The organism is Nocardioides sp., from assembly GCF_047602075.1.
Classification (GTDB): Bacteria; Actinomycetota; Actinomycetes; order Propionibacteriales; family Nocardioidaceae; genus Nocardioides.
On the sequence record NZ_JASGIF010000001.1, the window covers coordinates 2,053,734 to 2,066,597 of the forward strand.

Consider the following 12,864-nt stretch of genomic DNA (forward strand, 5'->3'; position numbering starts at 1 on the left):
CTGCTCAGTCTCCCGCCCCGGTGACCTCCGAGAGCAGGGCCACCTCGCGGAGCAACGCCACCGAGCTCTGCAGCAGCGGCAGGGCGGTGACCGCTCCGGACCCCTCGCCCAGACGCATCTCCAGGTCGAGCAACGGTCGCAGCCCGAGCTTGTCGAGGGCGAGCGTCTGAGCGGGCTCGGTCGATCGATGGCCGGCGACGAACCAGGCCGAAGCGCCAGGCGCCATCCGCTCGGCGGTGAGCGCGCACGCGACGCTGAGCAGGCCGTCGAGCAGCACCGGCACGCCCTCCTCGGCTGCGGTGACCAGGAAGCCGGTGGCGGCCGCCAGGTCGGCGCTGCCTACCGCGGCCAACGTCTCCTCGGGGTCGTCCAGCCGATCGCCGGCTCGGCTCAGCGCCTGGTCGATCAGGGCAGCCTTGTGAGCCCAGGTCGCATCGTCGATGCCCGTCCCACGCCCCGTGACCTGGTCGGCGGGCACCCGTAGCGCAGCAGCCACCAGCGCCGTCGCGGGGGTGGTGTTGCCGATGCCCATGTCGCCGCTCATCAACAGATCGGCGCCGGCAGCGAGCTCCTCGCGAGCGATCACCGCGCCCGCGGTGAGCGCGGCCCGCACCTCGGCCCCGCTCAGCGCGTCCTCGAGATGAATGGCGCCACTACCGTGGCGCACTTTGTGCGCGACCAGTGGGCCACGAACCTCGGCGGGCAGGTCGGCGTAGTCGTCATCGACGGCGAGGTCGACCACCCGAACGCTCACCCCGTGCGCCCGCGCCAATGCGCTCACCCCAGCGCGGCCGGCCAGGAAGGTGCGCACCATCAGCCCCGTGATCGCCGGCGGGAACGCCGAGACGCCATGAGCGGCGACGCCATGGTCGCCGGCGAAGATCACCAGTCGAGGGTTGACGATCGGCTCGGGCGGATTCACGCCCTGGGCCGACGCCAACCAGATCGCGACCTCACCCAACAGCCCGAGTGCACCGGGTGGGGTCGCCAGTGCGCCGAGCCTGGTGGCTGCTGCGGCACGGATCTGAGGGTCTGGTGGGGTGAGACTCATCGCGTACTCCTGACTGCTGGTCGATAACCGATGAGGTCGAGCGCGGCGAGTAGGCGCCGAGTGGTCCCAGGTGGCCGGACCGCGATCCTCACCCAGTCGCCGTCGAGTCCCGGAAAGGTGTCGGCTCGCCGTACGGCGATCCCGTGCTCCCGCAAGGCGGCCCAGCCGCCGGCCGGGATCCGCGCAAGCACGAACGGGCCGGCCGACGGGACGAACTCGAGGTGGCGGTCGGCCAGCCCGCGCTCGAGAACAGACCGCCAGCCGGCCAGGTTCTCGGCGCGGGCGCGAGATTCGGTGACGGCCTGGTGGGTCGCGCAGGCGACCATCGCCTGGACCGCCGGTGCCGACACCGACCAGGGCACCTGACGTCGACTGAGTGCGTGGATGGTGCGGGCGCTGCCGAGGACATACCCGGCTCTGATCCCCGGCATCGACCAATGCTTGGTGAGGCTGCGCACCACCAACAGTCCTCGGCGCCGGTTGCGCACCAGCGACTGTTGCTCTCCCGGCACGGCGTCCATGAACGCCTCGTCGACGACGACGATCCGCTTGGGCCGCCGCAACCGCGCGATCACCTCGGCCGGGTGGAGCACCCCGGTCGGGTTGGTCGGGTTGCCGAGCACCACCAGGTCGGCGTCGTCGGGCACCTGATCGGGGTCCAAGGCGAAGCCACCGGCCGGATCACAGACAACGGTGGTCACCGGGTGTCCGGCCCGAGCCAGCGCGGCATGCGGCTCGGTGAACTGCGGGTGGATCACCACTGCGTGCCGCCATGGCTTGAGTCGGGCGATCAGGTCGAACGCCTCTGCCGCGCCTGCCGTGGGAAGCACCTCGTCCTCGCGTCGACCGTGTCGGTGGGCGATCGCCGCGCGGGCGGGCTCGGGGTCGGGGTAGGCCGCGGCCTCCTCCAGGCCGCGCTGGAGGGCTCGGTCCAACCACGCTGGCCGTTCGCCGGCGTAGACGTTCACGGCGAAGTCGACCAAACCCGGCCCGACCTCTCGGTCACCGTGATGTCGCAGCGGCTCCGACACCTGCGGTGCGGTGGGAGGTGTCGGCGCGCGCCGCAGCGACGCCGAGTAGGGCGTCGCGGCATGGACGGCGTCGGCGAACCGCTGGGCGAGCTGGGGGTGGCCGGCCCAGTGGACGTGGAGGTACGACGCGTGCAGCGTCGGGGTCGCGAACCCCATGGTGTCGTCGTCGATCCGCCAGGCCGGGTCCAAGCCAGCGGCCGGGACGAGCTCGGTGCGGTGAAACTCGTGCCCGGCGACGACCTCTCCTCGGCGGGTGAGCAGTGAGTCCGCGGCAGCGGTCGCTTCGACCAGCCGCAGCGTCAGCCGCGGGGTCATGGTGGCTTCTGCGGGGAGCGCTCCAGCCATGGAGGCACCGTCGAGTCGACGACTCAGGTAGAGCAGCCCCGCGCACTCGGCGACGGTCGGGATGCCGGCGGCGATGGCATCTCGGAGATCCGCCAGCAGCGTCCGGTTGGCCGCGAGCTCGGCGGCGTACATCTCCGGGAAGCCGCCGCCGAGGTAGAGCCCTTGGGTGCCCGCTGGCAGACGGATGTCGGTGAGCGGGTCGAAGTCGACCACGCGGCAACCACTCGCACGCAGCAGCTCCTCGGTCTCGGCATATCGGAACGTGAACGCACGACCACCGGCCATCGCCACCAACGGTGGCTCACCGACGGTCGGGCTCGGGCCGGCAACCTCGACCGCGGGGTCCCACACCGGCCCGTCCAGGTCCGGAGCGCTGCGCGCGACCTCCGAGATTGCACGCAGGTCCAGATGTCGAGCAACCTGCTCCCCGAGCCTGGCGACGGCTGCCGCCGACTCGGACCGCTCCGTCGCGGGGACCAGACCCAAGTGACGAGACGGGGTGGCCAGGTCGTCGTCGCGGGGAAGCGCGCCGAACACGGGCAGCCGGAGCGCCCGCTCGACCTCGGTCACGTTGCGCGCCGAGCCGGTGCGGTTCAAGATCACTCCGGCGACGTCGACCTCCGAATCGAAGTCGGCCATCCCGGCCGCCACCGCGGCGACTGATCGGGAGGCTCGCGCCAGGTCGACGACCAAGATGACCGGCGTGCGGGTCAGTCGGGCGACGTGTGCGGTGGAGGCGAAGCCGTCCGTGCCCAGTCGGCCGTCGTGCAGGCCCATCACGCCCTCGATCACCGCGAGGTCCGCGCCGCGGGCGCCGTGCAGCAGGAGCGGGGTCACCCGGTGCTCTCCGGTCAGGTGGGGGTCGAGGTTGCGCCCGGGCCGCCCACAGGCCAGCGCGTGGTAGCCCGGGTCGATGTAGTCCGGCCCCACCTTGTGTCCCGAGACGACCTGCCCGGACGCGGTCAGCGCAGCCATCAGGCCGGCAGCGACCGTGGTCTTGCCCTGACCCGTCGACGGCGCCGCGACCACCAGCCGTGGGAGGCGGAAGGGCTCCCCCGGACCTCTCACCACTCGATGCCTCGCTGACCCTTCTGCCCGGCGTCCATCGGGTGCTTGATCTTGGTCATCTCGGTCACCAGGTCGGCCGCCTCGACGAGCGCGGGATCGGCGCGACGCCCGGTGACGATCACGTGCTGGTGGCCCGGCCGGTCCCGGAGAGTGGCGACGACCTCGTCGACCTCCACCCAGCCCCACTGGAGCGGATAGGTGAACTCGTCGAGGATGAGCAGGTCGTGGCGCTTCTCGGCGAGCCGCCGCTGCACTTCGCGCCACCCCTCCAGGGCCGCGGCTGCGTGGTCCTCGGAGTCCCCGTGCTTGCGCGACCAGGACCAGCCGGAGCCCATCTTGTGCCATTCGACCCGGCCGCCCTCACCGGTCTCGGCGTGCAGAGCACCGAGACGCTCCAGCACGCTCTGTTCGCCGATCCGCCACTTGGCGGACTTGACGAACTGGAACACTCCGATCCGCAAGCCCTGGTTCCAGGCGCGCAGGGCCAGACCGAAGGCGGCCGTCGACTTCCCCTTGCCGTCGCCGGTGTGGACGATGAGCAGGGGCCGGTTGCGACGCTGCCGGGTGGTGAGTCCGTCGTCGGGCACCGCGAGCGGTTGTCCTTGGGGCATCAGTGGCCTCCTGTGCTGGACGCGGCCGGGGCTAGGGAGGCCACGTCGCCGATGACGGTGACAGCCGGTGCGGTGATGGCTGCGCGCGCAGCGATCTCGGCGATGGTGGTCAACGTCCCGAACACCGCCCGTTGTTCGGGCGAGGCCCCGTCGGCAACCACGGCCGCGGGGGTGTCCGGTGACATCCCAGCTGCTAGCAAGGCGCCGCTGATCGCTGGCAGGGTCTGCACCCCCATCAAGACCACCAGGGTGGTTCCGGCAGCAGCGAGGGCGGCGTAGTCGAGGGTGGAGTCGGGGTGGCCCGGTGGGACGTGCCCGCTGATCACGCTGAAGCCCTGCACGGTCCCGCGGTGAGTGACCGGGATCCCTGCGAGAGCGGGTACGGCGGTCGCCGAGGTCACGCCAGGGATCACCTGGACCGGGACGCCGGCCTCGACGCAGGCGCGGACCTCCTCCACCCCGCGGCCGAAGACGAACCCGTCGCCACCCTTGAGGCGGACCACTCGGCGTCCGGCAAGCGCGTGCTCGACCATCAGCTCGTTGATCTGCTTCTGTGTCGTCCCCGGACCGCGGGGAAGCTTCGCCACGTCGATGACGACGGCGTCGTCCGGCGCCCAGCTGCACGCCTCGGCGGGGGCGAGGTGGTCCACCAGGAGCACGTCGGCCAGCTCGACCGCGCGGCGGCCCGCCACGGTCACCAGGTCAGGATCACCAGGCCCGCCACCGACCAGCACCACACCGGGTAGGCCAGCGACCACGGGGGTATCGGTCGAGTGGCCCATCACGCCACCCGGCCGCGCACGGCAGCGGTCAGGGTCTCGGCGCTCACTTCACCCACCGGCACGTGGTCGGCGACGAGACGGTCCGCGAGGGCGGCGGCCAAGCCGAGACGCAGTGGTCCGGTCTCGCCGTCGATCACCACGGCGCTCACCCCGAGCCGAGCAAGGTGGTCAGCGGCGATCAGCGAACGGCCCACCGCGTCGGCGCCAGCCGTAGCCCGCCCGTCGGTGACGACGACCAGCAAGGGGCGCATCCGTGGATCTCGCACCCGCTCGCGCACGAGCAGTCGGCCCGCCTCGACCAGGCCCTCCGCCAATGGCGTCCGGCCTCCCGCGGGTAGTTCGTCGAGCAACCGCGCTGCGACCTCGACCGACCCGGTCGGCGGCAGCGCCACCGTGGCCTCGGCTCCTCGGAAGGTGACCAGGGAGACCTTGTCCCGGCGCCGATAGGCGTCCAGCAGGAGGGAGAGGATCGCCGTCTTGACCTGGGTCATCCGCTTGCGGGCCGCCATCGACCCGGAGGCGTCGACACAGAAGAGCACCAGGTTGGCCTCCCGCCCCTCTCGCAAGGCGGATCGGAGATCCTCGGCCCGCAGCCTCAACCGGCCCGAGATGCGACCCCGGGCAGGCTGGTGCACTGCGGCAGCGCGAACGGTCTCGACCAGGTGCAGGCCGCCGGCGTCGACCCGGCCGGCGGTGGCGCCGACCCGACGGCCGTGCGTCGCGATCGATCGGCTGCGCCGACCGTCGGAGCCCTCGCCGATGCCGCGCACGGTGAGCAGGCGCGGACGGTACGGCGTCGCGGCCGCGACCGTGGTCGTGCGCTGGTCGCCAGCCTCGGGTGGTCCAGACTCGGGCGCTGGTCCGTCCGGTGGGACCACCTCGTCCCGGTTGGCGTCGTCGGGTGAGCTTGGCCGGGCCCGGCCGGTGGGTCGGCGTCCTGGCCAGGTTGTGGCTGATCGTCGTCGGGTCGATCCTCGACGGGTCCAGGGTCGTCATCGTCCGACGGATCGGGTGGCTCGGGCGGCGGGACCTCCTCGTCGAGCAGCCGGTCGAGCAACTGCTCGTCCAGGCCGGGGGCGTCGAAGGGGTTGCGGCGACGCCGATGCGGCAGTGCCAGCAGTGCGGCACGGCGAATGTCCTCGCGCACCACCTCGTCGCGACCCTGCCAGGCTGCATGGGCGACCGCCGCCCGGGCGGTCACGATGTCGGCGCGGAGGCCGTCGACCTCGAACCCGCTGCAGACATGCGCGATCTTCAGCAGCACCGACTCGGAGAGCCGCACGTCACCGAGCCGCTTCTGGGCATTCTCGATCCGCGAGGTGAGGGCAGCCTCGGCGTTCTGGTAGGACCGCGAGAAGCCAGCGGGGTCGGCGTCGTAGGCGATCCGTCGGCGCACCACCTCCGCGCGCAACGGGGCTGCTCGCGGCGCGACCACCTCGACGGTCAGCCCGAACCGGTCCAGCAGCTGCGGTCGGAGTTCTCCCTCCTCGGGATTCATCGTGCCGACCAGCACGAACCGCGCGGCGTGGTGCAGCGAGACACCGTCCCGTTCGACGGTGACCCTGCCCATGGCTGCGGCGTCGAGCAGCACGTCGACGAGGTGGTCGTGGAGCAGGTTGACCTCGTCGACGTACAGCACCCCGCGGTGCGCCCGGGCGAGCAGGCCGGGCTCGAACTCGACCTTGCCCTCCGACAGCACTCGTTCGAGATGCAAGGAGCCGAGCACCCGGTCCTCGGTCGCCCCGACGGGAAGCTCGACCAGCCGGACCGGCCGGGTGACCACCTCGGCGTCCTCGCCGAAGGGGCCGTCCGGGGAGGAGGCGGACGGATCGTGCGGGTCGGTGGAGAAGCGGTCTTCGGCGATGACCTCGATCGGTGGCAGCACGGCGGCCAGCGCACGCACCGTGGTCGACTTCGCGGTGCCCTTCTCACCCCGCACCAGGACTCCGCCGATCTCGGGGGAGATCGTGGTCAACACGAGTGCGAGTCCCATGTCGTCGAGGTCGTCGGTCTCGCAGCCGACCACGGCTGAGAAGGGATAGTGCACTGGCATGTGAGGCTCCCGCTCGCTTCGCCACTCGATGTGTCGGGCGCGAGGCCGGTCTTCGGACTTGTCGAGTCCCCCGCCGACGACGGGGGCCCGGTTCACCGCAGCGGGCCTGTGCCGGAGTCTCACCGGCTTCCCAGATTCTCCCCGTTGACCGTCCTCACCGCTTGGCGATGGCTGGGTCGCGGGGGCACCTCGTGCCTGTCGCGGACCACGATAGCGTCGTGCCTCATGCCGGGTCTTCCTCCCCCATCCGATCCCGGGTCACCAGAGGTCGATGCAGTGGCGTCGGTGATCACCGTCGTCGGTATCGGTGCCGATGGCTGGACTGGTCTGCCCGCTCGACTGCGTGAGGTGGTCGGCGCCGCCGAGGTCGTGCTGGGCGGCGCTCGCCACCTTGCTCTGCTGCCCGAGATCGTCGGTCAGCGACGAGTGCCCTGGCCGTCCCCGCTGCGCGACGGCCTGGCCGATCTGCTCGCCCCTCTAGACGGAGTCCGGGTGGTCGCGTTGGCCTCCGGCGACCCGATGGTGTCCGGGATCGGCTCGGTGCTGGTCGACGTGCTCGGCCCCGACCGGGTGCAAGTCGAGCCGGCCATCTCGTCGGTGACGTTGGCTCGGGCCCGGATGGGTTGGCCGACGGAGCGCACGACGACGGTCAGTCTGGTCGGTCGCGGCCCCTCGACGCTGTTGCGTGAACTGGCTCCCGGGCGTCGGCTCCTCGTGCTCAGCGCGGACGAGACCACCCCTGGGTTGGTCGCCACCTTGCTGGTCGAGGAGGGGTACGGCGCGAGCGTGCTGACCGTGCTCGGCGACCTCGGCACGACCACCGAGACCCGCCTGGCGATGTCTGCAACGGACTGGCTCGCGGCGCCGCCGGCGCAAGTGCCTCGGCTGCATGTGCTCGCCGTCGCCCTTGCCGGGCCGCGCCACTTCGGCTGGACAACCGGGTTGCCTGACGACGCGTTCGAGCACGACGGTCAGCTCACCAAGCGAGACCTGCGTTCCTCGGCCCTCGCTCGCCTCGCGCCCGTTCCGGGAGAGCATCTCTGGGATGTCGGCGCGGGCGCCGGCTCGATCGGGATCGAGTGGATGCGGACGCACCCGACCTGCTCGGCCACCGCGGTCGAGGCCGACCCCGAACGAGCCGCTCGTGTCGCCCGCAACGCCCACCGCCTCGGCGTGCCCGGCCTGGTCGTGGTGACCGGTCGAGCGCCGGCCGCGTTGGCCGGGCTGCCCGCCCCGGACGCGATCTTCGTCGGCGGTGGCGCCAGGGAGGACGGCCTGCTCGACCATTGCCTCGCCTCCCTCGCGCCAGCTGGTCGACTCGTCGTGCATGCCGTAACCCTGGAGACCGAGCAACTGCTCTTCGCCGCCTTCCGCCAGCACGGCGGCGAGCTGACCCGCCTCAGCGTCGAGGTCGCCGCGCCGATCGGCTCCTTCACCGGCTGGACCCCCGCCCGAGCCGTCACCCAGTGGGCGCTGACGTTGCCCTCGTAGGCGACCGCATCACCTTGAGTCCGAAGAGGAGGTCGGTCGGCGATCGCCACCCTGTCCCCGCCGCCGAGTTGCTGGCCACCGGTAGTCGCGACCGACAGGGCTCCTACGCGGAGAGGCGGTCGGTGGTTCGGCTGACGGCCGGGTTGCTGGTCGCCGGTGGCCACTGCAGCGACCCGTGTGACCGCTGTGACCAGAGGGGCGGGTCCGGGCGGGAAGGAGTCATCAATTGGGCGCAAACGACATGGAATCCGGCGTTTTCGATGTCGTTTGTGCCCAATCGGTGGGGCCTTGGCTCCGGATCAAGCGAGAACCCATCGATTGGGCGCAAACGGCACATCGATTGGCCGCAAACTGCATGCCGCCCCGTCCCCGATTGCGGTTTGGGCCCAAACGGCAACCCCTCGACCCACTGCAGCCCATCTCCCGCGCCCTTGTCGGGGCCCGGTGCCCGTCTGCTGCGGGTCTGTGGGTGCTCGGACCCGTCTTGTGCGCGGTTGTCGGGGGTGAGTGTCTGGTAGACCAGGCACTCAGCACCCATAGCGGCGCAGGAGACGCAAGAACACCGGGCCCCGACAAGCAAGTCGACCGCCAACCCAAGGAGTCACCCAGACCCGCGGCGCTCCCGACCAGGCGAGTAGAGGAATGACTCGCCAGCGTCGCGAGGGGCGAGAGCGCGGCCAACCAGGATGATTGCCGCCTGCCGGAGCCCGGCCTCCTCGACAGCGTCGGCGATGGTGGCGACCGTTCCGGTCAACACCAACTGATCGGGCTGGGTGGCTCGATAGACCACGACGACCGGACAGTCGGCGCCGTACTCCGCGACCAGCTCCTCCATCAGCACCCTGGTGCGGGTGATCGCCAGATGCAGCACGAGGGTGGCGCGGGTAGCGGCGAACGCCGCCAGCGACTCAGTGTCGGGCATCGCTGTCGACCGAGCCTGGGTGCGGGTCAGGACCACCGACTGGGCGACCACCGGGGCGGTCAACTCACGGCCAACCACGGCGGCCGCAGCGGCATAGGCCGGGACGCCCGGCACAATCTGCCATGGCACACCGGCCCGGTCCAGCCGTGCGGTCTGCTCGGCGACCGCGGAATAGAGCGAGGGATCGCCGGAGGTCAACCGACAGACGTCTTCACCCGCCCGATCGGCCGCCACCAGGAGGTCGACGATCCTGTCCAGATCCAGGTCCTGGGTGTCGACCAGCCGGGCGGACGGCGCGCAGTGCTCGAGCACCTCGGGGTCGAGGTAGGTGCCCGGATAGAGCACCAGGTCGGCTCGCCCGAGGAGGCGTACGGCGCGCACGGTGAGCAGGTCAGCTGCACCCGGGCCGGCGCCTACGAAGGAGACAGTCACGGTCCTGCCTCCGGCGGCCCAGCCTCCGACCGCTCTGCCCAGCGCGGCGTCCAGACACCAGCGGCGCCGACCCGGGTGCTGGTCGAGCCGATGATCAGCAGGCACTTCATATCAATGGAGGACGCGTCGAGATCGGCCAGCGTGGTCACGGTGAGCGACTCCTCGGCTCGGCCGACATCACGCCCCACCACAACGACCGTGTCGGGTCGCTTGTGCTTCAACAGCAACCGCTGGGCGGCGGCGACCTGGGTGGTGCGGGAGCGGGACGCGGGGTTGTAGACGGCCAGCACCAGGTCGGCCTCGGCGATGGCTCGCAAGCGCCGCTCGATGACGTCCCAGGGCTTGAGCCGGTCCGAGAGGCTGAGCACCGCGAAGTCGGCGCCGATGGGTGCTCCGGCGCGGGCCGCCACGGCCTGGACAGCGCTGAGACCGGGCAGCACGGCGATCTCGACGTCGGCGAACGCGGGATCCTCGGCGGCCTCGAAGACCGCCGCCGCCATCCCGAACACCCCCGCGTCACCACCTGAGACCACGGCGACCCGTTCACCGTCAGCGGCCAAGCCCAACGCGAGCCGGGCCCGCTCGACCTCGACGGTGTTGCCGGAGGTGTGTCGGGAGAGGCCGACACGCTGGGGGATGCGGTCGACGTACGGTCCGTATCCGACCACGTGGTCGACGCCGGCCAATGCCTCGGCCGCCTCGGCGGTCAGCCAGCGGTCAGGCCCCGGACCCAACCCGACGACGAGCAGCTCGGCGGTCGACGACGACCCGGCGGTCTGAGCAACGCCCGTCGGCCCCTCGTCCACGCGCTCGCGAGAGCGAGGGCCGTGCCGACTGTCACCGGGCACCAGGACCAGCGAGAAGTACGGCACGGTGTCCTCGGCAACCTCGGCGACGGGAAGCCAGCGCTCGCCGGGGCCGGAGGCGCGCTCGACGTAGACCGCGCCGTCGAGTCGTCCGGCGGCCTCGAGAGCGCGACGTACGGCGGGAAAGGTGCGACCCAGCTTCATCACGACCGCGGCGTCCGCGTCCGCGAGGCGCCGAGCGAGCTCAGGCTCTGGCAGGGTGCCGGGCAGCACCGTCAACACGTCTTGTTGCCGGGCCAACGGCAACCCGACGGCCGCGGTCGCTGCTGCGAACGCCGGCACGCCCGGGACGATCTCGGTCGGATACTGCTCGGCGAGCCGGTCGTGCAGGTACATGTAGGAGCCGTAGAACAGCGGATCACCCTCGGCCAGCACGACGACGTCACGCCCGGCGTCCAGGTGCGCGGCCAGTCGGCCCGCAGCGTCGGCGTAGAAGTCGCGCAGTGCCCCGACGTAGCCCTCGGGGTGGTCGGTCCCACCGGTCGTGACCGGATAGGTCAGCTCCTCCTCGATCACCTCGGCGGGAAAGAGCTCCGCCGCGATCCGCCGCGCATGCGACTCCTTGCCAACCCCGGCGTGATACGCGACCACGTCGGCACACTCGATCAGCCGGGCAGCCTTCCGAGTGATCAGGTCCGGGTCGCCCGGGCCGACCCCGACGCCGAACAGCCGGCCCGTCATTCGCGCTCCTGAGCCAGGGCGTTGAGCGCCGACGAGGTCATCGCGGACCCACCGCGTCGGCCGGTCACCGTCGCGTAGGGCACGTCGATGCCGTGCGTGTCGGCCAGGTCGATGAGTGCCTGTTTGGACTCGGCGGCCCCGATGAACCCGACCGGGCAGCCGACGATCGCGGCGGGCCGCGGAGCGCCGGCGATCAGCATCTCCATCAGGTGGAACAACGCCGTCGGTGCGTTGCCGATCGCGACGACCGCGCCGGCCAGCCGGGGCTCCCACAAGGACACCGCGGCCGCGGTTCGCGTCGTCCCCCAGGCGGCCGCCAACGTCGGCACCCGGTCGTCATTGAGCAGGCAGATCACCTCGTTGTCCGCCGGCAGCCGTGATCGGGTGACGCCGGTGACCACCATGGTGGCGTCGCACAGGATCGGCGCACCAGCCTCCAGCGCGGCGCGGGCCGAACCGACCAGGCCGGGGTGGATCACCAGGTCCTCGACCAGGTCGACCTGCCCGCTGCCGTGGATCATCCGCACCGCCAGCTTCTCCGCGTCGAGCGGCAGGCGGCTCAGGTCCGCCTCGCGCCTGATGGTGGCGAAGGACTCTCGATAGATGCCGGCTCCCTCGGTGAGGTAGTCGTAGCGTCGCGGCGGTGGCACCGGCCCGCTCATCGTTCACCTCCCGGCACCAGCACCCCACGCCACGGCGTGACCACCAGCTCGCCCGCGCCGCTGGTCAGCCGCTCGACGGCGGCACGGTCGAGCCCGCTGTCCGGTACGGCGACATGGGTGCCGCCCGGAACCCGACCGAACGGAAGTGGTCCACTGACCTCGGGCAGCCGCGGATCGGCGGGTGCTGCCCGTCGCAGGTCAGCGGTGAGCTCCTCGACGTGCCAGGCGGCGTCTGGCCCGGAGCCTCGTCGATCCAAGAACTCGTCGGCGAGGGTGAGCAGTGCCGCGGGGGCGGCGGTCAGGTCGACGACCTCTCCCCAGCGCGCTCCGACCCGGAGCTGGGCTCCTTCGCCGTCGAGGGCGACTAGACCGAGGTCGCAGGAGTGATCGACCAGGTCGCCTCGGCCGTCGTCGAGGACGAACAGGAACTTGCCGGGCAGGGCGGCCAGCCGTTCGCTGGCACACAGGAGGCGATCCAGCTCGTCGGCGACCGGCCGCAGGTCGGCTCGGCCGCCGGCCAGGCCGGTCTGAGGCGAGACCATCACGTTGCGCACCAGGTCGTGGCTCGTCGAGGGCAGCAGCCCGGTCGCGGCCAAGGCGCCCAGCACGGCTGGGGCGAGCCTTCCGTCAGCGCCCGGGAGGCCGCGGACCTGGAGGTTCGCGCGACCGGTGAGGCGGACCCGACCGTCGCCGTACTCCTCGGCGAAGGCAACCAACGCCGCCAGTTGGCTCGACCTGATCCTCCCGCCGATCAACCGCACCCGCACGAGCAGCCCGTCCCCGGCCGGCCACGGTCGCAGCACGCCCGGGCAGCGGTCCACACGTGTCCTGGTGACTGACACTGCCTCACCTGCTCGGTCAGGACCCGT

Annotated in this window: 10 protein-coding genes, 1 pseudogene and 1 riboswitch; of the genes and pseudogenes, 1 reads left to right on the forward strand and 10 read right to left on the reverse strand. The window is 71.7% G+C overall.

Annotated features, from left to right (window positions below):
- Positions 1 to 4 precede the first annotated feature (4 nt).
- The 6 genes and pseudogenes from cobT to QM714_RS10350 form a co-directional block, all read right to left on the reverse strand.
- Positions 5 to 1,051: a nicotinate-nucleotide--dimethylbenzimidazole phosphoribosyltransferase gene (gene cobT, locus QM714_RS10325; RefSeq protein WP_415100118.1), complete on the reverse strand. Its 1,047-nt coding sequence runs from the start codon at positions 1,049 to 1,051 to the stop codon at positions 5 to 7.
- Positions 1,048 to 3,495: a cobyrinate a,c-diamide synthase gene (locus QM714_RS10330; RefSeq protein WP_415100120.1), complete on the reverse strand. Its 2,448-nt coding sequence runs from the start codon at positions 3,493 to 3,495 to the stop codon at positions 1,048 to 1,050. Before QM714_RS10330 ends, cobT begins: the two co-directional genes overlap by 4 nt.
- Positions 3,492 to 4,106, reverse strand: a complete 615-nt coding sequence (gene cobO, locus QM714_RS10335; protein WP_415100122.1) for a cob(I)yrinic acid a,c-diamide adenosyltransferase — start codon at positions 4,104 to 4,106, stop codon at positions 3,492 to 3,494. Before cobO ends, QM714_RS10330 begins: the two co-directional genes overlap by 4 nt.
- Complete coding sequence (gene cobA, locus QM714_RS10340; protein WP_415100124.1) at positions 4,106 to 4,888, reverse strand: uroporphyrinogen-III C-methyltransferase; 783 nt, start codon at positions 4,886 to 4,888, stop codon at positions 4,106 to 4,108. Before cobA ends, cobO begins: the two co-directional genes overlap by 1 nt.
- Positions 4,888 to 5,454, reverse strand: coding sequence for a vWA domain-containing protein (locus QM714_RS10345; RefSeq protein WP_415100126.1), 567 nt, complete (start codon positions 5,452 to 5,454; stop codon positions 4,888 to 4,890). The genes cobA and QM714_RS10345 overlap by 1 nt, the downstream gene beginning before the upstream one ends.
- Before the next feature lie 503 nt (positions 5,455 to 5,957).
- A pseudogene (locus tag QM714_RS10350) lies at positions 5,958 to 6,941 on the reverse strand (ATP-binding protein); the annotation flags it as partial.
- Positions 6,942 to 6,984: 43 nt separating this feature from the next.
- Positions 6,985 to 7,091, reverse strand: a riboswitch (cobalamin riboswitch).
- Positions 7,092 to 7,217: 126 nt separating this feature from the next.
- On the opposite strand from QM714_RS10350, the gene cbiE reads away from it, so the two are divergent.
- The gene (gene cbiE, locus QM714_RS10355; protein WP_415100128.1) at positions 7,218 to 8,432 is read left to right on the forward strand and encodes a precorrin-6y C5,15-methyltransferase (decarboxylating) subunit CbiE; all 1,215 of its coding nucleotides are present in this window, start codon (positions 7,218 to 7,220) and stop codon (positions 8,430 to 8,432) included.
- 601 nt (positions 8,433 to 9,033) lie between these two features.
- Here cbiE and cobM read toward each other — a convergent pair.
- Genes cobM through QM714_RS10375 form a run of 4 tightly spaced genes read right to left on the reverse strand, consistent with a single transcriptional unit; the run spans position 9,034 to position 12,837 of the window.
- Complete coding sequence (cobM, locus tag QM714_RS10360; protein ID WP_415100130.1) at positions 9,034 to 9,786, reverse strand: precorrin-4 C(11)-methyltransferase; 753 nt, start codon at positions 9,784 to 9,786, stop codon at positions 9,034 to 9,036.
- Positions 9,783 to 11,333 (reverse strand): precorrin-2 C(20)-methyltransferase, encoded by a 1,551-nt coding sequence (locus tag QM714_RS10365; protein ID WP_415100132.1) that lies wholly within the window; start codon positions 11,331 to 11,333, stop codon positions 9,783 to 9,785. Before QM714_RS10365 ends, cobM begins: the two co-directional genes overlap by 4 nt.
- Positions 11,330 to 11,995, reverse strand: a complete 666-nt coding sequence (locus QM714_RS10370) for a precorrin-8X methylmutase (RefSeq protein ID WP_415100134.1) — start codon at positions 11,993 to 11,995, stop codon at positions 11,330 to 11,332. The genes QM714_RS10365 and QM714_RS10370 overlap by 4 nt, the downstream gene beginning before the upstream one ends.
- On the reverse strand, positions 11,992 to 12,837 hold the full coding sequence (locus tag QM714_RS10375; protein WP_415100136.1) for a nitrite reductase: 846 nt from the start codon (positions 12,835 to 12,837) through the stop codon (positions 11,992 to 11,994). The genes QM714_RS10370 and QM714_RS10375 overlap by 4 nt, the downstream gene beginning before the upstream one ends.
- Positions 12,838 to 12,864 lie beyond the last annotated feature (27 nt).

Coding starts and splice junctions, on each gene's coding strand:
- QM714_RS10370 (WP_415100134.1), bottom strand. CDS start 11,995: ATGAGCGGGCCGGTGCCACCGCCGCGACGCTACGACTACCTCACCGAG.
- cobO (WP_415100122.1), bottom strand. CDS start 4,106: ATGCCCCAAGGACAACCGCTCGCGGTGCCCGACGACGGACTCACCACC.
- QM714_RS10365 (WP_415100132.1), bottom strand. CDS start 11,333: ATGACGGGCCGGCTGTTCGGCGTCGGGGTCGGCCCGGGCGACCCGGAC.
- cobT (WP_415100118.1), bottom strand. CDS start 1,051: ATGAGTCTCACCCCACCAGACCCTCAGATCCGTGCCGCAGCAGCCACC.
- cobA (WP_415100124.1), bottom strand. CDS start 4,888: ATGGGCCACTCGACCGATACCCCCGTGGTCGCTGGCCTACCCGGTGTG.